The 23,126-nt window shown below is 71.2% G+C and carries 26 protein-coding genes; 12 read left to right on the top strand and 14 right to left on the bottom strand.

Features of this window, described 5'->3' with window-relative positions:
- Positions 1-5: 5 nt before the first annotated feature.
- The 4 genes from cydC to AC3ANN_RS04025 form a co-directional block, all read right to left on the bottom strand.
- The gene (gene cydC / locus AC3ANN_RS04010; protein ID WP_488340909.1) at positions 6-1,688 is read right to left on the bottom strand and encodes a thiol reductant ABC exporter subunit CydC; all 1,683 of its coding nucleotides are present in this window, start codon (positions 1,686-1,688) and stop codon (positions 6-8) included.
- 86 nt (positions 1,689-1,774) lie between these two features.
- Positions 1,775-3,457 carry a thiol reductant ABC exporter subunit CydD gene (gene cydD / locus AC3ANN_RS04015; RefSeq protein WP_488339713.1) on the bottom strand — a complete coding sequence of 561 codons (1,683 nt, stop codon included), beginning with the start codon at positions 3,455-3,457 and terminating at the stop codon, positions 1,775-1,777.
- Between the two features lie 23 nt (positions 3,458-3,480).
- The gene (gene cydB, locus AC3ANN_RS04020; RefSeq protein WP_488339714.1) at positions 3,481-4,506 is read right to left on the bottom strand and encodes a cytochrome d ubiquinol oxidase subunit II; all 1,026 of its coding nucleotides are present in this window, start codon (positions 4,504-4,506) and stop codon (positions 3,481-3,483) included.
- An 18-nt stretch (positions 4,507-4,524) separates the two neighbouring features.
- Positions 4,525-5,970, bottom strand: coding sequence for a cytochrome ubiquinol oxidase subunit I (locus tag AC3ANN_RS04025; protein WP_488340910.1), 1,446 nt, complete (start codon positions 5,968-5,970; stop codon positions 4,525-4,527).
- A gap of 189 nt (positions 5,971-6,159) precedes the next feature.
- On the opposite strand from AC3ANN_RS04025, the gene moaA reads away from it, so the two are divergent.
- Together moaA and fdhD are read left to right on the top strand one after the other, a co-directional pair.
- A complete protein-coding gene (moaA, locus tag AC3ANN_RS04030; protein ID WP_488340911.1) occupies positions 6,160-7,197 on the top strand; it encodes a GTP 3',8-cyclase MoaA in 1,038 nt (345 codons plus the stop codon).
- 3 nt (positions 7,198-7,200) lie between these two features.
- Positions 7,201-8,115, top strand: coding sequence for a formate dehydrogenase accessory sulfurtransferase FdhD (gene fdhD / locus AC3ANN_RS04035; RefSeq protein WP_488339715.1), 915 nt, complete (start codon positions 7,201-7,203; stop codon positions 8,113-8,115).
- Here the strand turns inward: fdhD and AC3ANN_RS04040 are convergent.
- Positions 8,103-8,480 carry a hypothetical protein gene (locus AC3ANN_RS04040; RefSeq protein ID WP_488339716.1) on the bottom strand — a complete coding sequence of 126 codons (378 nt, stop codon included), beginning with the start codon at positions 8,478-8,480 and terminating at the stop codon, positions 8,103-8,105. The genes fdhD and AC3ANN_RS04040 overlap by 13 nt on opposite strands.
- Before the next feature lie 126 nt (positions 8,481-8,606).
- Positions 8,607-9,197: a Dps family protein gene (locus AC3ANN_RS04045; RefSeq protein WP_488339717.1), complete on the bottom strand. Its 591-nt coding sequence runs from the start codon at positions 9,195-9,197 to the stop codon at positions 8,607-8,609.
- Between the two features lie 147 nt (positions 9,198-9,344).
- On the opposite strand from AC3ANN_RS04045, the gene AC3ANN_RS04050 reads away from it, so the two are divergent.
- A complete protein-coding gene (locus AC3ANN_RS04050) occupies positions 9,345-10,751 on the top strand; it encodes an amidase (RefSeq protein ID WP_488339718.1) in 1,407 nt (468 codons plus the stop codon).
- Between the two features lie 87 nt (positions 10,752-10,838).
- Positions 10,839-11,222, top strand: coding sequence for a hypothetical protein (locus tag AC3ANN_RS04055; protein ID WP_488339719.1), 384 nt, complete (start codon positions 10,839-10,841; stop codon positions 11,220-11,222).
- A gap of 113 nt (positions 11,223-11,335) precedes the next feature.
- Here the strand turns inward: AC3ANN_RS04055 and AC3ANN_RS04060 are convergent, their stop codons facing one another.
- Positions 11,336-11,563, bottom strand: coding sequence for a hypothetical protein (locus AC3ANN_RS04060; protein ID WP_488339720.1), 228 nt, complete (start codon positions 11,561-11,563; stop codon positions 11,336-11,338).
- Positions 11,564-11,687: 124 nt separating this feature from the next.
- On the opposite strand from AC3ANN_RS04060, the gene AC3ANN_RS04065 reads away from it, so the two are divergent.
- The gene (locus tag AC3ANN_RS04065) at positions 11,688-12,431 is read left to right on the top strand and encodes a sulfurtransferase (RefSeq protein WP_488339721.1); all 744 of its coding nucleotides are present in this window, start codon (positions 11,688-11,690) and stop codon (positions 12,429-12,431) included.
- On the top strand, positions 12,428-13,003 hold the full coding sequence (locus AC3ANN_RS04070) for a DUF3054 domain-containing protein (protein WP_488339722.1): 576 nt from the start codon (positions 12,428-12,430) through the stop codon (positions 13,001-13,003). The genes AC3ANN_RS04065 and AC3ANN_RS04070 overlap by 4 nt, the downstream gene beginning before the upstream one ends.
- Here AC3ANN_RS04070 and AC3ANN_RS04075 read toward each other — a convergent pair.
- From AC3ANN_RS04075 to AC3ANN_RS04085, 3 genes are read right to left on the bottom strand one after another with little or no spacing between them, the layout of a single operon-like run.
- Positions 12,935-13,129 (bottom strand): hypothetical protein, encoded by a 195-nt coding sequence (locus AC3ANN_RS04075; protein WP_488339723.1) that lies wholly within the window; start codon positions 13,127-13,129, stop codon positions 12,935-12,937. The genes AC3ANN_RS04070 and AC3ANN_RS04075 overlap by 69 nt on opposite strands.
- A gap of 55 nt (positions 13,130-13,184) precedes the next feature.
- Positions 13,185-13,979: a hypothetical protein gene (locus tag AC3ANN_RS04080; protein ID WP_488339724.1), complete on the bottom strand. Its 795-nt coding sequence runs from the start codon at positions 13,977-13,979 to the stop codon at positions 13,185-13,187.
- Positions 13,980-14,039: 60 nt separating this feature from the next.
- Positions 14,040-14,543 carry a hypothetical protein gene (locus AC3ANN_RS04085; protein WP_488339725.1) on the bottom strand — a complete coding sequence of 168 codons (504 nt, stop codon included), beginning with the start codon at positions 14,541-14,543 and terminating at the stop codon, positions 14,040-14,042.
- Here AC3ANN_RS04085 and AC3ANN_RS04090 point away from each other — a divergent pair.
- Complete coding sequence (locus tag AC3ANN_RS04090) at positions 14,542-14,889, top strand: OsmC family protein (RefSeq protein WP_488340912.1); 348 nt, start codon at positions 14,542-14,544, stop codon at positions 14,887-14,889. The two genes, AC3ANN_RS04085 and AC3ANN_RS04090, sit on opposite strands and share 2 nt — an antisense overlap.
- The gene (locus AC3ANN_RS04095) at positions 14,886-15,305 is read left to right on the top strand and encodes a hypothetical protein (RefSeq protein WP_488339726.1); all 420 of its coding nucleotides are present in this window, start codon (positions 14,886-14,888) and stop codon (positions 15,303-15,305) included. The genes AC3ANN_RS04090 and AC3ANN_RS04095 overlap by 4 nt, the downstream gene beginning before the upstream one ends.
- A 20-nt stretch (positions 15,306-15,325) precedes the next feature.
- Here AC3ANN_RS04095 and AC3ANN_RS04100 read toward each other — a convergent pair whose 3' ends face one another.
- Together AC3ANN_RS04100 and AC3ANN_RS04105 are read right to left on the bottom strand one after the other, a co-directional pair.
- Complete coding sequence (locus AC3ANN_RS04100; RefSeq protein ID WP_488339727.1) at positions 15,326-15,781, bottom strand: SRPBCC family protein; 456 nt, start codon at positions 15,779-15,781, stop codon at positions 15,326-15,328.
- A 63-nt stretch (positions 15,782-15,844) separates the two neighbouring features.
- A complete protein-coding gene (locus AC3ANN_RS04105) occupies positions 15,845-16,399 on the bottom strand; it encodes an AAA family ATPase (RefSeq protein ID WP_488339728.1) in 555 nt (184 codons plus the stop codon).
- Positions 16,400-16,531: 132 nt separating this feature from the next.
- Here AC3ANN_RS04105 and AC3ANN_RS04110 point away from each other — a divergent pair, with 132 nt between their 5' ends.
- The 4 genes from AC3ANN_RS04110 (at position 16,532) to gnd (ending at position 20,725) form a co-directional block, all read left to right on the top strand.
- The gene (locus AC3ANN_RS04110; RefSeq protein ID WP_488339729.1) at positions 16,532-17,095 is read left to right on the top strand and encodes a PadR family transcriptional regulator; all 564 of its coding nucleotides are present in this window, start codon (positions 16,532-16,534) and stop codon (positions 17,093-17,095) included.
- A 68-nt stretch (positions 17,096-17,163) separates the two neighbouring features.
- Complete coding sequence (locus tag AC3ANN_RS04115; protein ID WP_488339730.1) at positions 17,164-18,858, top strand: ABC1 kinase family protein; 1,695 nt, start codon at positions 17,164-17,166, stop codon at positions 18,856-18,858.
- A gap of 2 nt (positions 18,859-18,860) precedes the next feature.
- On the top strand, positions 18,861-19,613 hold the full coding sequence (locus tag AC3ANN_RS04120) for a DUF1345 domain-containing protein (RefSeq protein ID WP_488339731.1): 753 nt from the start codon (positions 18,861-18,863) through the stop codon (positions 19,611-19,613).
- Between the two features lie 26 nt (positions 19,614-19,639).
- Complete coding sequence (gnd, locus tag AC3ANN_RS04125; protein WP_488339732.1) at positions 19,640-20,725, top strand: phosphogluconate dehydrogenase (NAD(+)-dependent, decarboxylating); 1,086 nt, start codon at positions 19,640-19,642, stop codon at positions 20,723-20,725.
- 74 nt (positions 20,726-20,799) lie between these two features.
- Here gnd and AC3ANN_RS04130 read toward each other — a convergent pair whose 3' ends face one another.
- Together AC3ANN_RS04130 and AC3ANN_RS04135 are read right to left on the bottom strand one after the other, a co-directional pair.
- On the bottom strand, positions 20,800-22,452 hold the full coding sequence (locus tag AC3ANN_RS04130; RefSeq protein ID WP_488339733.1) for an MDR family MFS transporter: 1,653 nt from the start codon (positions 22,450-22,452) through the stop codon (positions 20,800-20,802).
- Entirely contained in the window at positions 22,449-23,123 is a 675-nt protein-coding gene (locus AC3ANN_RS04135; RefSeq protein WP_488339734.1) for a TetR/AcrR family transcriptional regulator, read from the bottom strand. The genes AC3ANN_RS04130 and AC3ANN_RS04135 overlap by 4 nt, the downstream gene beginning before the upstream one ends.
- Positions 23,124-23,126: the final 3 nt, after the last annotated feature.

Raw genomic sequence — 23,126 nt, forward strand, 5'->3', positions numbered from 1 at the left:
GCCCGTCAAGGGGCGGCAGCCTGCACGATCTGCCCGCCGACGATCCGCCCGTCCTCGATCCTGACCGTGCGGTCGACCAGGCCGTCCGGCACGGCGACGTGCGAGATCAGCACCACGGCCTGATCATCGCGTACCGCGCTCAGCAGGTCGACGAGCAGGCGATCGGATGCCGCGGGATCGACGCCCGCAGTCGGCTCGTCGAGCACGAGCACGGGAAAGCCGCGCAGCAGCGCGCGCGCGAGGGCGATGCGCTGTGCCTGTCCGCCCGAGACGAGCGCCCCGCGCTCGCCGACCCGCGCATCGAGCCCGCCGCGCTCGCGCAGCCACGGTCCGAGGCCCACGCGTTCGAGGACCGCCTCGAGTTCGCCGTCGCTCGCGGTGTCGCGCGCGAAGAGCAGGTTCTGGCGCACGTCCTCGTCGAAGAGCATCGGATGCTGCTCGCACAGGCCGACGGTCAGCCGCACGTCGTCCGCCGCGAGGTCGTGCACGGAGCTTCCGCCGAGGTCGTAGCCGCCGTCGGTCTCGAGGAAGCGCACGAGCGCGTGCGCCAGCGTGGACTTGCCTGCGCCGCTCGGGCCGATGACCAGCACTCGCTCGCCCGGCCGGATGCCGAAGTCGATGTCGCGCAGCGACGCCGTTGCCGCACCGGGCCACCGCACGGACGCGCCGGTGAGACGCAGGCCTTCGCCGAGCGGCGGGGCGACGCCGGTCGGTGCGAAGCGCTCGTGCACGACCTCGGCGGGCGGCTCCGCGGGCAGCGAACCCGCGATGCGCTCGGCGGACGCGCGCACCTGGCGCCACGCCGACGCGGCGAGGGGCACCGTCGCGAAGACGTCGAACACGGCCATGGGCACGAGCACCGCGATCGCGAACGCGGGCCCGCCGAGGTCGCCGCCGGCCAGTGCGGGGCTCGCCACGACGACCGCGAGGAGGGATGCCGCGCCCGCGAGCAGCGCGACGAGCGCGGTGGTGCCTGACTGGGCGCCGGCGCGGCGCACGACGGCGCGGCGCAGGTGGGCGTCCGCGGCCGCGATGCGCGCGCGACTCCGGGCCTCGGCGCCGAACGCCTCGAGCACCTCCAGGCTGCCGAGGTGGTCGAGGATGGCGTCGGCGAGACGGCCGCGCAGCGGCGCGATGTCGCGCTCGGCACGCGCGCCCGACGCCCAGCCCCACAGGGCGGCGACGGCGGCCGCGAGCACGAGGCATCCCAGCAGCGTGAGCGCGGCCGGCCACCACACGAACGCGACGAGCACGACGGCGCCGAGCGCCACGAGCGCCGACGAGACGAGCGGCTGCACCACCCGCAGCGGCAGGTTCTGCAGCTCGTCGACGTCGTCGACCAGCGCGCCCAGCACCGACCCGCGACGCGTGCGGGCCAGTCCGTCCGGCGCGAGCGGCACGAGCCGCCGCACCAGGTCGGCGCGTGTGGTCGCCAGCTGCCGCAGCGCGGCGTCGTGGCCCGTGAGCCGCTCGAGGTAGCGGAACGTCGCCCGCGAGATCGCGAAGAACCGCACCCCGACGACCGCGGCCGACAGGTACAGCACGGGCGGCTGCTCGCTCGCGCGCACGATGAGCCACGCGCTCACCGCGAGCAGCGCGACGGCGGAGCCCTCCGACGCGAAACCCGCCGCGAGCGACCACCAGAACCGTCGCGCCGGCGGCAGCGCCCCGCGCAGCACGGAGCCCACGGTGGCTCTGCTCGGGTGGTCGCCTGTCGCGTCGTGTCGATCGAGGCGACCTGCGACACGTGAGCCGTCGGAGAAGAGGGCGGGGATCACGCGGGCACCTCCGCCGGGTCGAGCCGCACGACGAGGTCGGCGATGGCGCGGGCCGACTCGCGATGCGAGATCAGCAGCACGGTCGCCCCTTCATCGGCGAGTCGGCGGATGCCGCACCACAGGCGCCCCTCGGTCTCGGGATCGAGTGCTGAGCTCGGCTCATCGAGAGCGATGACCGGCGTCTGGCCACGGAGGTGGCGGTAGAACGCGCGCGCGACGGCGACCCGCTGCGCCTGCCCGCCTGAAAGCCCTGCACCCTGCACGCCGAGTTCCTGCGCGGGGTCGAGCCTGCCGGCGCACGCGAGATCGAGGGCCCGGCGCACCGTCACCTCGTCCGGCGACGGGTCGCCGAGCGAGACGTTGGCCCTGATCGTGCCGGCGAGCAGCCCGGGCTGCTGCCCGGCCCACGCGAGCCATTCCGGCGTCGCGAGGCTTCGCACGTCCACGCCCCGCCACGTCGCCGTGCCGTCGAACGCGGCCGCGCCGCGCAGCGCCGCGAACAGGCTGGACTTGCCGGCGCCGCTCGGTCCCTCGATGAGCGTGACGGTGCCCGGGTTTGCGTCGAGGTCGACGGGGTCCAACCTCCGTTCCCCTCGCCACACCCGCGCCCCCCGAAGCACCAGACCCTCGTCGGCTCGAACCCCGGCGCCCGAGGAAGAGACGCCCCGACCCTGCGGGATCGCGCGGCGCGCCGCGTCGAGCACCTCGAACACGTCGTCGGTCGCGGCGACGCCCTCGGCGGCAGCATGGAACTGCACCCCGACCTGACGGAGCGGAAGATACGCCTCGGGGGCGAGCAGCAGCACGAACAGGCCGACGGCGAGCACGAGCGACCCGTCGATCAGGCGGAACCCGATCGACACCGCGACGATCGCGACCGAGATGCTCGCGAGGAACTCCAGCGCGAACCCCGACAGGAAAGACACCCGCAGCACCCGCATCGTCTCGCGCCGATAGTCGCCGGTGACGTGCTCGATGGATGCCGCGGCCCGGTGCTGGCGGCCGAAGACCTTGAGCGTCGAGAGCCCCTGCACGGTGTCGGCGAAGCGCGCGGCGAGGCGCTGCAGGGTGCTCCACTGCCGCTGTTGCACGGCGCGCGTCGCGAGCCCGATCAGCACCATGAAGACGGGGATGAGCGGGAGAGTCAGCAGCACCGTGAGTCCCGAGATCCAGTCCTGCCACCACATCACGGCGACGATGATCGGCGTCGCGACGACGGTCTGCACGAGCTGGGGCAGGTACCTGCCGAAGTACGCCTCGAGCGCGTCGAGCCCGCGCCCCGCGGTCACAGCCAGCCGCGCCGAGTTGCGAGCGCCGAGCCACTCCGGCCCGAGCGTGCCGATCGCGTCGAAGAGCCGCGCGCGCAGCTGCGTCTGCACGCGCGCGGCGGCACGCGCGGCGACGGCGTCGCGCCCCCACACCAGCACGGCGCGCACCGCCACCACGGCGGCGAGGGCCCCGAGCGTCGGCGCCAGCTCGCGCAGCGGCATCCCATCGATCGCCCCCGTGACGGCGCCCGTCAGCAGCCACGCGAACGCGACGATGACGAGCGTCTGCGCGAAGGCGATCGCGCCGATCGCGACGAAGAAGCCGCGCGACGCCGTCGCATGACGAAGCAGCCTGGGGTCGACGGGTCTCCCCGACATGCCGCCGGGGCCGTCGTCGCGCGTGTCGTCCATCGCGGGGCCGCGTCCGGAGATCGTCAGTGCGCCACCGCCGCCTCGATGTGCGACCGGGTGATGCGCTTGCGGAAGATCCAGTACGTCCACCCCTGGTACAGCAGCACGAGCGGCAGGAAGACGAGCGCCGCCCACGACATGATCGTCAGGGTGTAGTCGGTGCTCGAGGCGTTCTCGATCGTGAGGCTGTAGGCCGGGTCGGTCGTCGACGGCATCACGTACGGGAACAGCGCGAACCACAGGGCGAGCACCGCCGACACGATCGTGAACGAGCCGAGGCCGAAGGCCCAGCCCTCACGTCCTCGGGCGTTAACGATCCACGAGCCGAGCAGGAGCACAGCGGCGATCCCGGCGAGCACCGTCGTGACGACCGCGAGCTCGCGTCCTTGCGTGAAGGCCATGACGACCGTCCACACGAGGAACGCGGCCGCGACGAGGATCGTCAGGGCCCCGCCGCGCGCGGCCAGGCGGCGGGCGTCGGCCGACACCTGCCCGTCGGTCTTGAGCGCCACGAAGTACACGCCGTGCGTGAAGAACAGCAGCAGCGTCGTGGCACCGCCCAGCAGACCGTACGGATTGAGGAGCGTCAGGAGCGACCCGGTGAACTCCATGTGCTGATCGATCGGCACGCCCTGCACGATGTTCGCGACCGCGACGCCCCACAGGAACGCGGGGACCGCGGAACCGATCACGATCATCCGGTCGAAGGACTTCTTCCACCGCAGGCCTTCGCGCTGGTGGCGGTACTCGAACGACACGCCCCGCGCGATGAGCGCGAGCAGGATCATCAAGAGGGCGAGGTAGAAGCCGCTGAAGAGCGTCGCGTACCAGTGCGGGAATGCCGCGAACAGGCACGCGCCGGCGACGATGATCCACGTCTCGTTGAGGTCCCACACGGGGCCGATGGTGTTGATGACCTGGCGACGACTGACGTCGTCCTTGCCGAGGAACGGTAGCGACATGCCGACGCCGAAGTCGAAGCCGTCGAGCACGAAGTAGCCGACGAACAGGAAGCCGACGATCCAGAACCAGAGGTAGGCGAGATCCATGACGTTTCTCCGAGACTCCTAGTAGACCGTGGTCGGGGTGTCGGCGACGGCCACGTCGCGCGGATCGGGGTCGTCGGGCCCGGGAAGCGGATCGGGGCCCTTCTTCGCCGTCTTCACGATGAGGCCGAACTCGACGACGGCCAGCGCGGCGTAGATGAGCGTGAACGCGGTCAGCGAGATCAGCACCGTCCAGCCCGGCACGTTGGGCGAGACGCCGTCCTCGGTGAGCATCAGCCCGAAGACGATCCACGGCTGCCGGCCCATCTCGGTGAAGACCCAGCCGACGAGGATCGCGAACAGCGACGCGGGCCACGCCCAGATCGCCAGCCGCCACGCCCACGCGGGCACGTCACGCTTGGCCTTCTTGCGGGTCAGCCACAGGCCGACGACCGCGGTGAGGGCGGCGATGGAGCCGAGGCCGATCATCCAGCGGAACGACCAGTACGTCACCCACACGATCGGTGCGAAGTTGCCGTCGACGCGGTCGGCGAACTCGGGGAACATCTCCGTCGTGTAGGCGAGATTGAGATCGTTGATGCCCTCGACGCAGCCGTCGATCGAGTGCGTCGAGAGGAACGCCAGGAGGTAGGGCACGCGGATCGAGAACAGCTCGGTCGAGCCGTCGGGCGTTCCGAGCGTGAACACCGAGAACGAGGCATCCGCCCCGCACGCGCTGTCGAACATGGCCTCGGCCGCCGCCATCTTCATCGGCTGCGTCGCCACCATGACGAGGCTGAGCTGATCGCCCGACAGCGCGACGCCGCCGAACGCGACGACCATGCCCCACAAGCCGTACTTCAGCGAAGACCGCATCATCTCGATGTTCTGCCCCCGCAGCAGGTGCCAGGCCGAGATCGAGATGATGACGCCGGCCGTCATCATGAACGCCGCGAACAGGGTGTGGGGGAGCGCGGCGAGGGCGACGGGGTTCGAGAGCACCGCGAAGAAGTCGGTCATCTCGGCGCGCGAGCCGTCGTCGGCCATGCGGAAGCCCACGGGGTTCTGCATGAAGGCATTCGCCGCGAGGATGAAGTACGCCGAGAACCAGGCCCCGATCGTCGCGATCCAGATGCTCGCGAGATGCAGCGCCCGGGGCAGCTTGTCCCAACCGAAGATCCACAGGCCGATGAACGTCGCCTCGAAGAAGAAGGCCATCAGGCCCTCGAAGGCCAGCGGTGCGCCGAACACGTCGCCGACGAAGCGCGAGTACGCCGACCAGTTCATGCCGAACTGGAACTCCTGCACGATGCCGGTGACGACGCCCATCGCGAAGTTGATCAGGAAGATCTTGCCGAAGAACCGCGTGAGGTGCAGCCACTTCACGTTGCCGGTGCGGAACCACGCCGTCTGGAAGATCGCCACCGTCAGCGCCATGCCGAGCGTGAGGGGCACGAACAGGAAGTGGTACAGCGTCGTGAGGCCGAACTGCCAGCGGGCGAGCAGCAGCGGGTCCAGCAGATCCATCATGCGCTTCCGATCGTTACCGGGGACCGTGTGGTCTGACCACAATAACATGTGGTCAGACCACAAGTGCGAACACCGTCGTCCGCGCCTCCGGGCGCCGGGGCGGGGTTACTCTCGGAACATGGCCAACAGGGCACGACGATCGGCGACGCGCGCGTGAACGCGATCCCGATCACGATCGGGCGACGGATGCCGGAGACCCTGGCACCCGGAGCGTTCGGTGCCCCGCTCGTAGACACGCACGGCCGAGTGCACCGCGATCTGCGCATCTCGCTCACCGATCGCTGCTCGCTGCGGTGCACCTACTGCATGCCCGAGCAGGGCAACGAGTGGCTCGCGAAGACGAGCATCCTGACGCTCGACGAGATCGAGCACGTCGCGCGCGTCGCCGCGGCCGACGGCATCACCACGTTCCGGCTCACAGGCGGCGAGCCGCTGCTGCGCACCGACATCGTGGACGTCGTGCGCCGGCTCTCCCTGATCAAGGGCCCGGACGGGCGCCCGGTCGAGATCGCCATGACGACGAACGGCATCCGCCTGCCCGAGGTGCTCCCGGCACTCATCGACGCGGGACTCGGGCGCCTCAACATCTCGCTCGACACGCTGCGACCCGACCGATTCCGCGAGCTCACGCGCCGCGATCGGCTCGACGACGTGCTCGACGGGATCGCGGCGGCAGCGGCGTCGGGACTGCGTCCCTTGAAGCTCAACGCGGTCGCGATGCGCGACGTCAACGACGACGAGCTCGTCGATCTCGTCGAGTTCGCGATCGCGCACGACGCGCAGATGCGATTCATCGAGCAGATGCCGCTGGACGCCGGGCACACGTGGGACCGCGCACGCATGGTGACGCAGGACGAGATCCTCGCGGCGCTCGGCCGGCGCTGGCGACTCACTCCTGTCCCGGGCCGCGGGGGAGCGCCCGCCGCCCGCTGGACGCTCGACGACGGCCCGCACTCGGTCGGCGTCATCGCGTCGGTGACGGCGCCGTTCTGCGGCGACTGCGACCGGCTGCGGCTGACCGCCGACGGACAGCTGCGCAACTGCCTCTTCTCGACGACCGAGTACGACCTGCTGCCGGTGCTGCGGGGCGACGGTGCACTCGACCTCGACGCGGGGATCGACCGGATGCTGCGGGCCTGCGTGCGCGGCAAGCTGCCCGGCCACGCGATCAACGACCCCGCGTTCCTGCAGCCCGCCCGCGGGATGAACGCGATCGGTGGCTGAATCGTGGGACGCATCACCGCACGCAGCCCCGTCACCCGCATCTCGCTCGACGGCGGGGTGCCGAGCGTGCGCCGGCGGGCTGACACGCTCGTTGTCGAGGAGCCGCTCGAGATCCGCGTCGGCGGCGAGCCGCTCACGGTGACGATGCGCACGCCCGGTCACGACATCGAGCTGGCGGCAGGGTTCCTCGTGTCGGAGGGCGTCATCGCGCGGGGCGGCGATTTCCGTTCGGCGATCCATTGCGGCGGCCCCGGCACGGCGGCGGCCGGCGCCGCGACCGTGGGGCCGAGCCTCCTCGGCATCGGCGCGACCGAGAACACCTACAACATCCTCGACGTCTCGCTCGCCCCCGGCGTCGAGCTGCCGCTCACCGACATCACCCGCAACTTCTACACGACGAGCTCGTGCGGCGTGTGCGGCACGTCGTCGATCGAGGCGATCGAGAAGGCGTCCCGCTACGTCGTCGAGACGGATGCCGCGACCGTCGACGCAGCCGTGCTCGCGGACCTTCCCGACGCGCTGCGCGCGGGGCAGACGGTCTTCGAGAAGACCGGCGGGCTCCACGCCGCGGCGATCTTCGACGCGGCGAGCGGCGAGCTGCTGGTGCTGCGCGAAGACGTCGGGCGCCACAACGCCGTCGACAAGGTCGTCGGCTGGGCACTGCTCGAAGACCGGCTGCCGCTCACCGGCACGGTGCTCCAGGTGTCGGGCCGGGCGAGCTTCGAGCTCGTGCAGAAAGCCGTGATGGCCGGCATCCCGATCCTGTCGGCGGTGTCGGCGCCGTCGTCTCTCGCCGTGGAGCTGGCCGCGGCATCGGGACTCACCCTGGCGGGGTTCGTGCGCGGCAGCTCGCTCAACGTGTACTCACGCCCCGAGCGCGTGCTGACCGGCGCCGAGGTCGCCGATCAGAAGACGTAGAGGTGGCCGAGGACGATCGTCGCGACGAAGAAGACCCCGACGATCACGGCGATGATCGCGAGCGTCTTGCCCGAGAGCTTCGCGACGCCCCAGCCGACGAGGAACGGCAGCGCGATGAGGAAGATCGCGACGATCCACCAGAACGCGACGTAGCCGCCGGTCGTCGCCTCCGACAGGCGCCCCGCGAACAGCTGCTGCGTGGCGGGGTGTGTCGCGAACCGCAGCGCGGCACCCGCCGGGACCGCGACGAACGCGAAGACGATGAGCCCGATGAGGGCTCCCCACAGTCCGGGGCTGCCGTTGCCGCTGAGAACCCCGCCGTGCATCTCGGGTTCGTGCCGCTGCTGCTGTGTGCGTGATGCCATGGCCCGACCTTAGCGGCGGCGCGGCCCGCGCGCGTCGCGCGATCCGCGTGAACCGCAGGAATCCCGACGCGGCGCTGCCCGCCGGTCCTGGGGTGGGACGGGCGGGCAGCGTCAGGGCGCCTGGGATCACCGCTGCGGGGTGCGGTTCTCCGCGCTCACCATCCACGAGAGCTGTTCCACCCGCTCCAGAATGGCGTGGAGGATGTCGGCACTCGTGGGGTCTTCCTCGTCGACGGCGTCGTGCACCTCACGGCACGTACCGGCGACGGCGTCCAGCCGTTCGGTCATGAGGTCGACGACCTCGGTCGTCGCGATCTCGCCCTGCGGGAACTCGGGCAGGGTCGTGGTCTCTGCGACCACGTCGCTGCGGCCATCGGGAAGGGCGTGCAGCGAACGCATGCGCTCGGCGACCGTGTCGGCGAACCCTCTGGCGGCCTCGATGATCTCGTCGAGCTGCAGGTGCGTGTCGCGGAAGTTGCGCCCGACGACGTTCCAGTGCGCCTGCTTGCCCTGCAGTGCCAGCTCGATCAGATCGACGAGCACCTTCTGCAGGTTCTCGCTGAGGCTCTCGGATGCCGTGAACCCCCGCTCCGCATTCTGCTCGGGTGTGAGCTCCGCGCCCGTTCCGCCGCGCGCCGTGCGCCGCTTGCCGCGTGTCGCGCCGGTCGAGGTGGAACTGCTTCGCGAGCTGGTCTTCTTCGCCGTCGTCGTGGCCACGTCTGCTCCTTCGATGGGGTCGCCTCGACGCTAGCGAGCGATCGGGATCCGTGCCGGGGGATTGCCCTCCCGACGTCGCCGTGCTAGCGCTGCCGGTGTCGCGGCAATCGCGCGCCGGGCGCCCGCTCGTGGTGGGATGGGAAGGCCATGGGTCCGCTCTCCGAAACGTCGACCGCGGTCGACATCGCCGCCGCCGTCCGACGACGCGAGGTCAGCGCGCTGGCCGTCACCGAGGCGCACCTCGAGCGCATCGCACGGGTCAATCCCGGTCTCAACGCCCTCACCGTGGTGTTCGACGATCGAGCTCGCGACGCCGCCGAGGCGGTCGACGCGGCGCTCGCCGCCGGACGCGACCCCGGTCCGCTCGCGGGCGTGCCGATATCGGTGAAGGAGAACATCGACCTCACCTGGTCGGCCACCACGAACGGGTGGGCGGGTCTCGCCGACGCCGTCCCGGCGCGGGACGCCACCATCGTCCGTCGCATCCGCGAGGCGGGCGCGATCCCGGTGGGACGCGGCAACATGCCCGACTTCGGCATGCGGTGGGACACAGACAACGACCTCTTCGGTCGCACCCTGAACCCGTGGGATCCGGCTCGCAGCGCCGGCGGCTCCAGCGGCGGCGATGCCGTGGCCGTCGCGTCCGGCATGGCCGCGGTCGGGCTCGGCAACGACTTCGGCGGTTCGCTGCGGCTGCCCGCCTACGCCGCCGGCGTCTGCGGGCTGCGCCCGTCGCACGGCCGGGTGCCGCGCGCGGCCGTGCAGGGGCATCCGGTCGCCCTCACGCTCCAGCAGTTCTCCGTCAACGGACCGCTCGCGCGGACGGTCGACGACGTCGCGCTCGCGCTGGGCGTGCTGAAGGGATGGGATGCCGACGACCCGGTGTCGATCGACGTCGGCGCGGTGCGGCCCGACGATGTGCCCCGTCGAGCCGGCGTCGTGCGCGACCCTCTCGGGGACGGCGTGGACGCCGACGTCGCAGCCGGGATCGAGCGCGCGGCCGAAGCCCTGCGCCGCGCCGGCTGGGATGTCTTCGAGGTCGACGTCCCGATGCTCGAGGAGGCGGCGCTGCTGTGGCGACGTCTGTCGTGCACCGACATGCTGATCTCGCTCGACCCCGCGGCGCTCGGCCGGCCCTTGGGCGGTTCGGCGACGGCGTTCCTGCGCGACAGCACGGCGGCGGCGCGGCCCTACGAGTCGGCGCGCGACTATGCCGAGGCGTGGGCGCGCCGTGCCGTGATCGCGGCCGCGTGGCGCCGCCTGCAGGTCGACGTTCCGGTGGTGCTGGGGCCGGTGTCGGCTTCGCGCATGCGCGGGCCCGACTACGACCTGGGTGGCACGGAGGCCGCGGACCGCGCGTGGCGCGACCTCGGGCTCACCGTCGTCGCGAACTTCCTCGGGCTCCCGGCACTGGCTCTGCCGACGGGCCTCGGCTCGGATGCGATGCCGACCGGCGTCCAGGTGATCGGACTCCCGCTCGGCGAGGATGTGGTGCTGGCGGCCGGGCGTGACATCGAGGCGGGCGTCGCGCCGCTTCCCGCGCCGCCCGCGTGACCGAGGCGCGGCCCGGCGGGATGTCAACCCCGCGGCGCGACGCGCCACCTCGCGCAAGAGTGGACGCGACCGGCGAAGGAGGATGCCGTGAGCGACCCCCGAGACGACCCCCACGGGCCCGAACAGCTGCCCGACCGTCAGCCCGTCCCGCAGCCGACCGATGTGACGGCGCAGCCCGCGCTGCAGAAGGGGGCGAGCTCGCGCTGGCTCGTGCCGTCCGCCGTGCTCGCCCTGGTCGCGATCGCGCTGTTCGTATGGGCCTTCTCGCTGCAGCTCATCCTGCCCATCATCGGCATCGTCTACGTCGTCATGATGTGGGTCGTGATGGTCCTGGTCTCGCGCGCCCCGGGCGAACCGCGCATGCGCAACCGCCGGCTCGCGTGGTTCATGGGCGCGCTCGCGGTCGGCGCTCTGGTGGTGTTCCTCGGGATCTACATCGTCGAGATCACGCGCGTCTCGCAGCTGCAGTAGCCGGAGCAGAACGGTGCGCACGGGGGTCGTGTCCCGATCGCGCGCCGTCGTGTCCCACTTTCCGTCGTTCCTGGGGCCGGGAGTGACGGAAAGTGGGACACGCTCGCGAGAAGCTACGGCAGCGGGGTCTCGGGAGGCCGAGGGAACGTCGGCTCCTCCGGATTCGGCGCGAGCGGCTCGTCGGGATACGGCGCCAGAGGCTCGTCAGGACCTGCCGGACGCTCCGGCGAAGGCGCACCGGGTCCGCCCGGCGGCATCTCTCCCGGCGTCGGCTGCCCCGGCTGTCCCGGCCCGGGAGGCATCTGGCCCGGCATCGGCTCGGGGATCGTGGGGTCGGTCATGGCTGCTCCTTCCGCAGCGCCGGCGTGTGCGACGACACCTTCAGCCTCCGCGCGGCGGCCCGGCGCCACCACCCCCTTGACCCTGGTGGAGGGCGGCAGTAGCGCAGGTCCGTAGGCTTGAGGCGTGGCATCCGTTCTCAACATCTCGGCGTATCTCTTCACTCGCCTCGGCGATGCCCATGACCTCCGGCCGGTGCTGCGCGACCGGGCGGTCGCGGCGGGGATCAAGGGCACGATCCTGCTCGCCGAGGAGGGCGTCAACATGTTCCTCGCCGGCGACGCGGAGGCGGTGCGGGGCTTCGTCGCGGCCCTGCGGGAGGACTCGAGGTTCGCAGCGCTGGCCACGAAGGAGAGCTGGTCCGACGCGCAGCCGTTCGGTCGTCTCGTCGTGAAGGTCAAGCGCGAGATCATCCGGATGGACCATCCCACCATCCGCCCCGGCACCGACCGCGCGCCCGCCGTCGCGCCCGCGACGCTGCGCCGCTGGCTCGATGCCGGCCGCGATGACGACGGGCGCGAGGTCGTGCTCCTCGACACGCGCAACGCGTTCGAGGTCGGCTACGGCTCGTTCGAGGGCGCCATGGACCTGCGCCTGGAGCGGTTCACGCAGTTCCCGGATGCCGCGGCCGCCGCCGCTGCGGATCTTCGCGGCAAGACCGTGGTGAGCTACTGCACGGGCGGCATCCGCTGCGAGAAGGCCGCGATCTACCTGCGCGAGGTGGGTGTCGACGCGTACCAGCTGGACGGCGGCATCCTCGGCTACTTCGAGCAGGTGGGCGGCGCCCATTGGAGCGGCGAGTGCTTCGTGTTCGACGAGCGGGAGGCTCTGACCCCCGACCTCTCCCCGGCGGTGGCGGCGAGCCGATGAGCGACCTGCGGCGCCGGCCCGACGCGAAGGTGCGGATAGCGACCGCTGCGGCGATCGATGTGTTCCTGGTGCTGGCGTTCGCGGCGATCGGGCGCGCGAGCCATGGCGAGGACCCGGCGGGGCTGCTGGTGACGGCGTGGCCGTTCCTCGTGGGTCTCGCGGCCGGCTGGCTCGTCACGCTGGCGTGGCGCGCGCCCGCAGCGCCGGTGCGCACGGGCCTCGGCGTCTGGGCGGCGACCGTCGCGGGCGGGATGCTGCTGCGCGCCGCAGCCGGTCAGGGCATCGCGTTCGCGTTCATCGTCGTCGCGACCGTGACGCTGCTGGTGCTGCTGGTGGGCTGGCGGGTCATCGCCGCGGTCGTCCGGCGGCGCCCGCGCTCGTCGCTGCCGCGCTCGTCATCGCACGGTCTTGCGCAGTCCCGTCTCGATGACGATGCGGTTGCCCTCGATGACGCCCGGGCCGTCGCCCGGAGTGGGCGCGGGGGCCGGGGTGATCTGCTCGGCCTACCACACCGCGCGCGCCGCCTCGGCCGTCGGCTGGTAGAGGATGTCGATCCCGAGCAGTCCGCCTGACGAATGCGCGACGCTCTCACCACGGCGGCGTCGCCGGTGGGTGTCCCACGCGATCCACAGGAACACGACCGGCAGCACCACGAGCATCGCGAGGAATCCCCACGCCATCACGCCGCCGATGTCCACGCGATCATCGTAGGCCGCGGCTCTGTCCGCTGGATCCCCCGGAAGGGGGAAATCGTCAGCTGCCGGGAGCCTGCGAGCGGCCGCGCCGGCGACGCCGGATCGCAGGGATCGTCCAGAGCAGGATGACGCCCACGACGAGCGCACGGACGATCCAGAGCCCGGCCTCCCAGGTCACTTCGTACGACCCGGGTATGCCGAGCAGAGCCATGAGCAGCTGACCGGTCGCCATCTTCCCGGGCAGGAGACCGTCGAGTGAGAACGCCCCGACGAGGATGATCGCGGTCAGCGGCAGCAGGAACAGCGGCGCGCCGAAGTGGCCGCCGCCGCGCTTCTCTCCGCGAGTCATCGCCACGATGCCGAGCACCAGCTCGACCACGGGGAACACGACGAAGAACCACAGCAGCGCGCCGCACAGGATGCCGGCATAGCAGAAGAGCAGCATCCCGGTCACGCTGCCGACGCCGCTCCAGAACGTCTCGACGACGAAGTACGCCGGGTGGGCCATCATCGCCGGGATGAGACACAGCATGATGCCGGCCGGCATGACGAGCAGCGGCCACCACAGCGCGCCGCGCGCGGTCATCCGCACGGTGCCGCGACGCATGACCAGCGAGATCATCGCGGCGGAGGCGAGCATCGGCACGCCGAACACGCCGACGATCACCGCCGCGCCCTCGTACTCGGTCGGGTCGATCAGCAGCAGAGGCACCGCCGCCACGGCGATCGCGAGGATCGATACGAGCGCGATCGACCGCGTCACGCTCTGGCCGCGGTCCGCGGAGCCCGCCTCCTCGGCGGCGAGACGCTCGTGCCGAGCAGTGCCGGCGTCCCGTTCGGCGCGGGTGTTCATCGGACTCCTCTGATCGGGCGGGCGGAGATCGCGGCGGCGCGCGAGTGGGCTACCCGTAACCTAGCCAATCGTCTCGGCGATCCGCGCCCGCCATTCGTCGCGCAATGCCGTCGCACCGGCATCCGTGATCCGCAGCCCGCGGTCCTGCGCTCGCCGCACCGCCCAGCCGCGGTCGAGGAACAGCGTGGCGACCGCCGCGCCGAGCGCGCCCGCCAGGTGCGGGCGACGCTCGGTCCAGTCGGGGCAGGGCCGTGCCAGCTGGCGGCGTCCCGACCGAAGCGCGGACACGTCGATGCCGAGCTCTGCGAGCCGGGTCTCGCCGAGCGAGGTCGGCGCCGCCAGAGCGGCATCCATCCACCCCTCGTCGACCATCGCCTCGGTCACGGCGATGCCCAGACGGCCGGCGAGGTGGTCGTAGCAGAGGCGCGCGTCGACGAGGTCGCGCGCGGCGGCGCTCTGGCGGTACGTCACTGCCGGGGCGGGCGGGCACAGGTGGCCGAGTTGCTCGAGGGCCACGGCTTCGCGGTCGCACACCGCCGCCGCGCCGCCCGCGCAGGCTGCCATCGAGCTCAGCGCCGATGCGGCGTTCCGCGGAGACGAACGCCTCGCCAACCCCGAGCAGCTGCTCGTGATGGCGGCAAGCTCGTGCCAGCTGCTGTCGTTCCTCGGTGAGGCGGCTCGGCGCGGCATCGACGTCCGGGCGTACTCCGATCGGGCGGAGGGGCTGATGGATGCCGCGGCACGGCCCGCCATGATCTCGCATGTCGTGCTGCGGCCCGAGATCGTCGTGGCCCCGGGGACCGACCGAGCCTCGGTGGTCGCGGCGGCGGAGGCCGCCCACGAAGGCTGCTTCATCGCCAACTCGCTGCGCTCCGACGTGCGCCTGGACGTGACGGTCGTGGTCGCGTGACCGGCCCGCGCGACATCGAGGTGCAGCTGCCGCATCGTCCGGGAGCCCTCGCCGACTTGGGCGAGACACTGGGTGCCGCCGGCGTGAGCCTCGAGGGCGGCGGCGTCTTCACGCATGCCGGCGTCGGAGTCGCCCACTTCCTCGTCGACGACGCCGACCGGGCCCGGACGGCGCTCGAAGCGCGGGGGATCGGCCCGGTGGTCGTCCACGAGGTCGTGACTCTGCGGCTCGATCAGGAGGTTCCCGGTCAGCTCGGCACGCTCGCTCGCACGATGGCGGACGCGGGCATCGGAATCCTGGTCCAGTACAGCGACCACGACAACCGGCTCGTGCTCGTCGTCGCGCCGCACCAGCATGCGGCGTGCGCGCGCCTCGCCCGCGAGTGGGATGCCGCGCGCGAGGCACGACGGGGGTGAGGAGCCGCGGTGCGGTCGCGTCAGCGTTCGACGTCGCCGCGCCAGGCACCGGTCTCGTGCCCACTGCGCTCGATGAACTCCTTGAAGTTCTGGAGGTCCTTCTTCACCGCGTGACTCCCGGCGCCGACGAGCGATCCGAGCTTCTCGAGGGCGTCGGTCGGCTCCCAATCGATCTGCACCGTGACCCGTGACGTGGTGTCGGTGAGCTTGTGGAACGTCACGACGCCGGCGTGCGCGGTGTCGCCGCCGGTGCTCCGCCACGCCACCCGTTCGTCGGGGTGCTGCTCGGTGATCTCGGCGTCGAATTCGCGCGTGAACATGCCGACGCGCACTTTCCAGTGCGTGTGCGTGTCGTCCAGCTGCGTGATCGACTCGACCTCGTCGAGGAAGTTCGGAAAGCTCTCGAACTGGGTCCACTGGTTGTACGCCGTCGTCACCGGGACGTCGACGTCGATGCTCTCGATGATCTGCGTCATGGCGACAGCTTCTCCGCAGCCGTCGCGGGACGCCCACCCCCTTGACCGGGGTGGATGCACGCGCTATCGCGCGGCGCGCAGGGCGTCGACGGCGGCTTCGAGCTGTGCCAGGCGGCCGGCGGGATCGCCGGTGATCTCGACGACCCTGACGTCGCCGACGAGGTCCGGCTCGTCGACGAGATCGAGCAGAGCGTCGTTCATCGCTTCCCGAAGCTCGGGGTCCTCGTCGTCGGGAACGTCGATCCGGGGGGTCGCGGTCAGCGGCAGCAGCACGAGAAGGTCCACGTTCGCCATCGCGGAGGCCGTGATGCTCGTCGCATGCGGGCGCAGACCGGGCGCTCGGCCAGGGCGTCGAAGAACGTCCAGCGCGTCGAGGTACGCCACGAAGTCGAGAGGACCGCGCTCGGCGATGACGTGCTCGCCCGGCGCGAGTGGGCGGAGGCGGCCGGCCGCGATGCGGAGCTGGGCGAAGAACAAGCCGGCCTCGGACTCCTCCCCAGCGGCATCGATGAACTCGAACGGGTCGGGAAGCACCTCGAACACTCGGCGCGCGGCGGCGAAGTCTCCGATCAGAGTGCTCTTCCCGCTCGCGTGCGTCCCCGACACCACGATCCGCATGCGGGCGAGACTATCGCCTCCCGAAGCGCGGCGACATCGACGGCTGCGATTCCTCCTGGCGACATACCTCTTGCTGAGCGATATATCGGTATGTATCGTCGGGGTATCGGCAACGATCGTCAGGAGGTCGTCATGAGCGGTTCATTCATGGGTGGGGACTTCGGTCCGAAGCACCGCGGGCAGGGGCCCGGATTCCCGGGCCTGTGGGAGGCGATGGATCAGTTGCGGGATGCGTTCGAGCGAGGATTCTCCCCGCGGGTCGGCCGCGGGGACGTGCGCGCCGCGGTGCTCGCGATCCTCGCCGAGAAGCCGATGCACGGATATCAGATCATCCAGGAGATCGAGACCCGCAGCGACGGAGCATGGAAGCCCAGCCCGGGCTCGGTGTACCCCACGCTGCAGATGCTCGCCGACGAGGGCCTGATCACGGCGGAGGAGTCCGGCGGCAAGAAGACCTACTCGCTCACCGAGGCGGGTCGCGCGGAGGCCGAGGCGAGCAGCGAGCGCTCGGCGCCGTGGGAGGCCTTCGGCGCTCGCGACACCGGCCGTGGTACGGCGCTGCCGAAGGCCGGCATGAAGCTGGCCCAGGCAGCGGCCCAGGTCGGCCGCACGGGGACGCCCGAGCAGGTGGCTCAGGCGGTCGAGGTGCTCGACGAGGCGCGGCGTAGGCTCTACTCCATCCTCGCCCAGGACTGACCGTCCGGATGCCCTCGCACGTCGGCCCTGCGCACGCCGGCACTCCGCACACCGTCAGGGGGGATCCGATGGCCGACGCGGCGAGTTCGCGCGCCCGGTACCGCCGGATCCTGCGGTTCGCCGCCCGCTACATGGTGCAGGCCTGGTGGTACGAGCTCTTGCTCCCGCGGGTGGGTCTCGGCCGCCTCGCCGCCCGCGGCCGGTCGAAGCGGCTGCGCGCCATCGCCCGCAGCTTCCACGGGCTCGCGGTGCGCCTCGGCGGCCTCATGATCAAGGTCGGCCAGTTCATGTCGTCGCGCCTGGACGTGCTGCCGCCCGAGATCACGAAAGAGCTCGAGGGCCTGCAGGACGAGGTGCCGCCGGTCGGCTTCCCGGCGATCCGGGCGCTCGCCGAAGCCGAGCTCGGCGTCCCGCTCGAGCGCGCGTACGAATGGGTCGACGAGACGCCGGTGGCCGCGGCATCCCTCGGCCAAGCCCACCGGGCCCGCCTCACGCCCGCCGACGCGGCGGATGCGGGCTTCGCGGACGTCGTCGTCAAGGTGCAGCGACCCGGGATCGACGCGATCGTCGACACCGACCTCGCCGCGCTGCGGCGCGTCGCGGGCTGGCTGACCCGGGTCAAGATCGTGAGGGACCACGTCGACCTCCCCGAGCTCATCGAGGAGTTCGCGCACACCAGCCTGGACGAGATCGACTATCTCCACGAGGCGCAGAACGCCGAGCGGTTCGCCGCGAATTTCGCGGCCGACGCTCGCGTCGCGGTTCCCGACATCGCGTGGGAGCGGACCACGCGGCGCGTGCTGACGCTCGCCGACGTGACCGCGATCAAGATCAACGACGTCGACGGGCTGCGGGCCGCGGGCATCGACCCGTCGGCCGTCGCCATCGAGTTCGCGCACGTCATGTTCGACCAGCTCTTCGTCGACGGGTTCTTCCACGCCGACCCCCACCCCGGGAACATCTTCGTCACCCCGTTGGCGCCGGGTGCGGACGGCGGTCGCCCGTGGCGGCTGACCTTCATCGACTTCGGCATGATGGGCGAGGTCCCCGACAGCCTCCGCCACGGCCTGCAGCGGCTCATCATCGCCGTCGCGTCGCGCAACAGCCGGCAGATGATCGACAGCATCCGAGATGTCGGCATGCTGCTGCCCTCGGCCGACACCGCCGAGCTCGAGCGGGCCATGACGGCGCTGTTCGCGCGCTTCGGCGGCATGGGCTTCGCCGAGCTGCAGCAGGTCGACCCGCGGGAGTTCCGCGACTTCGCGGTCGAGTTCGGCGATGTCGTGCGGTCGCTGCCGTTCCAGCTGCCCGAGAACTTCCTGCTGATCGTGCGGGCGATCTCGCTGACATCGGGCATGTGCAGCTCGCTCGACCCGCAGTTCAACATCTGGAACGCGGTCGAACCGTACGCCGATCAGCTGCTGCGCGACGAGCGCGGAAACCTGGTGCAGGCCGTCGCACGCGAGGCTGCGTCGACCGCAGGCGTGCTCGCGCGGCTGCCGCGGCGGCTCGATGACCTCGTCACCCGCGTCGAGGAGGGACGCGTGGCGGTCGAGGCGCCGCGCGTCGACGCCCGCCTGCGCGTGCTCGAGCGCCTCGGACGACGCGTCGTGTCGGCGGTCGTGTTCGCGGGACTGCTGGTCGCGGGTGCTGTGCTGCGGCCCGAGGACGAGGTGTTCGGCACCGTGCTCATGGTTGCTTCGGCGATTCCCCTGCTCCATGCGCTCTTCGCGGGCTTCGCGGGGCGACGTCCGCGCGACTGAGCATGTCGGCGACGGATGCCGGGGCCGCGGGCGTCTCGCCGGCGCGGGTGACGGCATCCGCCCGCAGCCGCTACCGTGGCACGCAACGGACGAACCCGGGGGTGCGCGTGGTCGGTGCGGTGGTCGTGCGGATCGCGGATCTGCTCGTGCAGCTGACGATGATCGGGCTCGGACTGGCGATCATCCTCGTCGAGGACGACGACAGCATCGTCCTGCTGCTCGCGTTGTGGTGCGTGATCGCCGGACTGTACTGGCTGGCATCGGTCATCGCGGTGGCGGTGAGCGTTCGCCGGCCCCGCGGCCGCGCACCGCGCTGGATCGAGAAGGCCGACCTGCATCCGATCGTCGCCGTGATCTCGACCACCGCGACCTTCATCATGAGCGTCGTCGGCCTCGCCGCGGCCACCGAGATGCTGGTGCTTCGGGACGACCCCAAGTGGGCGGGGTGGGTCGAGCCCGTCGCCATACTCGCGATGCTGCTGTCGTGGGCGCTCTTCCACTGGGGATACGCGCGCATCTACGACCGCCGCTGCCGTCGCGCCGACACCCCGCCGCTGCTCTTCCCCCGCACCGGCGAACCGCGCCTCGCGGACTTCGTGTACTTCTCGTTCACGAACGCCACCAACTTCTCGGTGTCGGACGTGCAGGTCATGACGACGCGCATGCGGTGGACCGTGGTGTGGCACACGACGCTGAGCTTCTTCCTGAACGCGCTCATCATCGTGCTGGCGTTCAGCACGATCATCAACTCGTAAGATCACCGACGACCGAAGGAGCGAGTATGCAGCTGGGAATGGTGGGCCTCGGCCGGATGGGCGGCAACATCGTCCGGCGACTGATGCGGGACGAGCACGAATGCGTCGTCTTCGACGTGAATCCGGATGCCGTCACCGCACTCGCCGCGGAAGGCGCGGTCGGCGCCGACGGCCTGGCCGACCTGGTCGCGAAGCTCGAGACCCCGCGCGCGATCTGGCTCATGATCCCGGCGGGCCTCACCGGCACGGTCGTGGATGAGCTGACCCCGCTCCTCGAGCCGGGCGACATCGTCATCGACGGCGGCAACTCGAACTACCGCGACGACGTGCGCCGCGCCGCCGCGCTCAAGGGCACCGGCATCCACTACGTCGACGTCGGCACGAGCGGTGGCGTGTTCGGTCTCGAGCGCGGCTACTGCCTCATGGTCGGGGGACCCGAGGAGGCGTTCCGCCGGATCGAGCCGATCCTGAGGACCATCTCTCCCGGCAACGGCGAGGTCTCGCGCACTCCGGGACGCTCCGGCGACTTCGCGCCGGAGGAGCTCGGGTACCTGCACTGCGGTCCGTCCGGCGCGGGGCACTTCGTGAAGATGGTGCACAACGGCATCGAGTACGGCGTGATGGCCGCGCTCGCCGAAGGACTCAACATCCTCGAGCACGCAGATGCGGGTGTGGTGGAGGCCGAGCACTCGGCCGAGGTCGCCCCACTCGAGGAGCCCGAGTTCTACCAGTTCACGATCGACACCCCGAAGGTCGCAGAGCTCTGGCGGCGCGGGTCCGTGATCTCGTCGTGGCTGCTCGACCTCACGGCGGCGGCGCTGCACCAGAACCCGACGCTCGACGGGCTCGCCGGACGTGTCTCGGACTCGGGCGAGGGACGCTGGACGGTGAAGGCCGCCGTCGACACGGGCGTGCCCGCGCCGGTGCTCGCGGCATCCCTCTTCGAGCGGTTCGCCTCGCGCGGAGAGGACCAGTTCGCCAACCAGGTGCTCTCGGCGATGCGGCTTCAGTTCGGCGGACACCAGGAGCTTCCCGCGGGCGACGTGCTCGAGGCGGGCGGGCGCAAGTCCGAGTCGTCGTCGGGCGGGCAGTCCGAGACCGCGGCGGAGTAGAGCCGGCACAGCGTCAGACGGCGAAGGCCGCCCGGCGGGTCCTGATCCGCCGGGCGGCCTTTCGGACTCGGCCGCTAGCGCTCCGCGCGGAGACCGCGGTCCGTCGCGGTCGCGGCGCGCTGCTCGGCCTCGAGACGCTCGGCCTCCTCGCCTCCGATCGCCTCACCGCGCGCGACCAGCCCGGCGACGTCCGAGAGCGGGATCTCCTTCAGGAACAGCGACAGCACGAAGGCCACCGCCATGAACGGCACGAGGTACCAGAACACCGGAGCCAGCGCGTCGGCGTACGCCGACACGATCGACTCGCGCACCGGCTCAGGCAGGTCGTTCAGCACGGCGGGATCGATGGATGACGCAGCCTGGGACGCCTGATCGGCCGAGGCTCCGGCATCCGTGAACGCCGCCAGCAGATTGTCGGTCAGACGGCTGGTGAAGATCGCGCCGAAGGCGGCGATGCCCAGGGCCGCACCCGCCTCGCGGAAGTAGTTGTTCGAGCTCGTCGCGGTGCCCACCTGCGTCGCGGGCACGGAGTTCTGCGCGACGAGGACGACGACCTGCATGACGAGCCCCAGTCCCGCGCCGAAGAGGAACAGGTAGCCGCAGATCACCCAGATCGGCGTGTCGGCGCTGAGCGTCGTCATCAGCACCATCGTGATGCCGGTGATGAGGGTGCCGAGGACCGGGAAGATCCGGTACCTGCCGGTCCTGGTGATGAGGAGTCCTGACGCGATCGAGGTGCCCATGACGCCCACCATCATCGGCAGCATGAGCAGGCCGGATGCCGCGGCCGACGTGCCCGAGGACATCTGGAGGAACGTGGGCACGAAAGCGAGCGCCGCGAACATGCCGATGCCGATCACGAACCCGATGAGCGTGGTGTTGACGAAGACGGGGTTCTTGAACAGCGTCAGCGGCATGACGGGATCGGCTGCCCGCGACTCGACGAACACGAACATCGCGATGGCGGCGACAAGGCCGAGGCCCCACGCCCAGGTCGCCGGCGAGTCCCAGCCGTGGTCGCGATCGCCGCCGAAGTCGGTGAAGAAGATGAGGCACGTCGTGGCGGCCGAGAGGAACACCACGCCAAGCCAGTCGATCGGCAGCGTGGCCTTCTTGCTCGGGAGGCGGAGGGCGAAGACCGCGATGAGGAACGCCGCGATGCCCACCGGGATGTTGATGTAGAACGCCCACTGCCACGTGAGGTGGTCGACGAAGAACCCGCCGAGCAGCGGGCCCGCGACGGCCGCGAGGCCGAAGATCGCGCCGAGAGGGCCCAGGTACTTGCCCCGCTCGGACGCGGGGACGATATCGGCGATGATCGCCTGCGACAGGATCATGAGCCCACCGCCGCCGAGGCCCTGGACGGCGCGGAAGACGACGAACATCCAGAAGTCCGTCGCGAACGCGCAGCCGATCGAGGCGAGCGTGAAGATGGCGATCGCGACGAGGAAGAGGTTGCGGCGCCCGAGCACGTCGCCGAACTTGCCGTAGATGGGCATGACGATCGTGGTCGCGAGGATGTAGGCGCTGGTGATCCAGACCTGATGCTCGACGCCGCCGAGCTCGCCGACGAGGGTCGGCATCGCCGTCGACACGATGGTCTGGTCGAGGCTCGAGAGCAGCATGCCCGCGATGAGCGCGGAGAAGATGATCCAGATGCGCCGCTTGGTCAGGAGCATCGGGGTGTCGCCCGGGGCGACGGTCGGGGTCGGCGAGGTGGCGGTCATCGAGGGGGCTCCGGGTCGGTGGTGGTCGTGCGGGGGAAGGTGGGGCGCATCTGCGTGGTGAAGAGCTCGCGCGCGGCGTCGAGCGCGCCGTCGAGCGCCTCGGGGAACGTACGCGGATCATCGGGATCCAGCGAGGCGGGCACGGCCATGCGGGCGAGATGCCCGACGATCTGAACGGCCGCGATCACGCGCGGGTCATCGGGAGGGAGACCCTCGCGCTCGGCGACGAGCGCGATGTCGTCTTGTTCCTCGCGGTGATGCCGGTCGAGCATGTGGGCGATGAGCCGCGGCTCGCGATCCGCGGCCGCCATGAGCTCCTCGGCCGATGGCCGGTCGAGCATCAGCGCCGCCCAGCGGCCCGCCGCGAGGGCTGCGAGATCCGTGAGCAGCGTCGCCGAGATCCGCCCGTGGGGCGTGCGCGGGCGCATGCGCACGAACAGCTCGTCGGCGCTGCGGTCGCGGTGCAGGGGGACGCCGAGGACGGCGTCCTCTTTCGAGGCGAAGTAATTGAAGAACGTCCGGCGCGAGATGCCCGCCCGCTCGCACAGCTCCTCGATCGTGAAGCCCGCGAGGCCCCCCGCGGCGGTGGCTCGTCGCGCGAGCGAGACCAGGGTCCGCGTCGTCTCGGCGCGGCGGCGGTCGCGCAATGCACTTTCAGTCACGAAGTGCATTAT

This window comes from Microbacterium sp. STRO-2N, assembly GCF_057747775.1.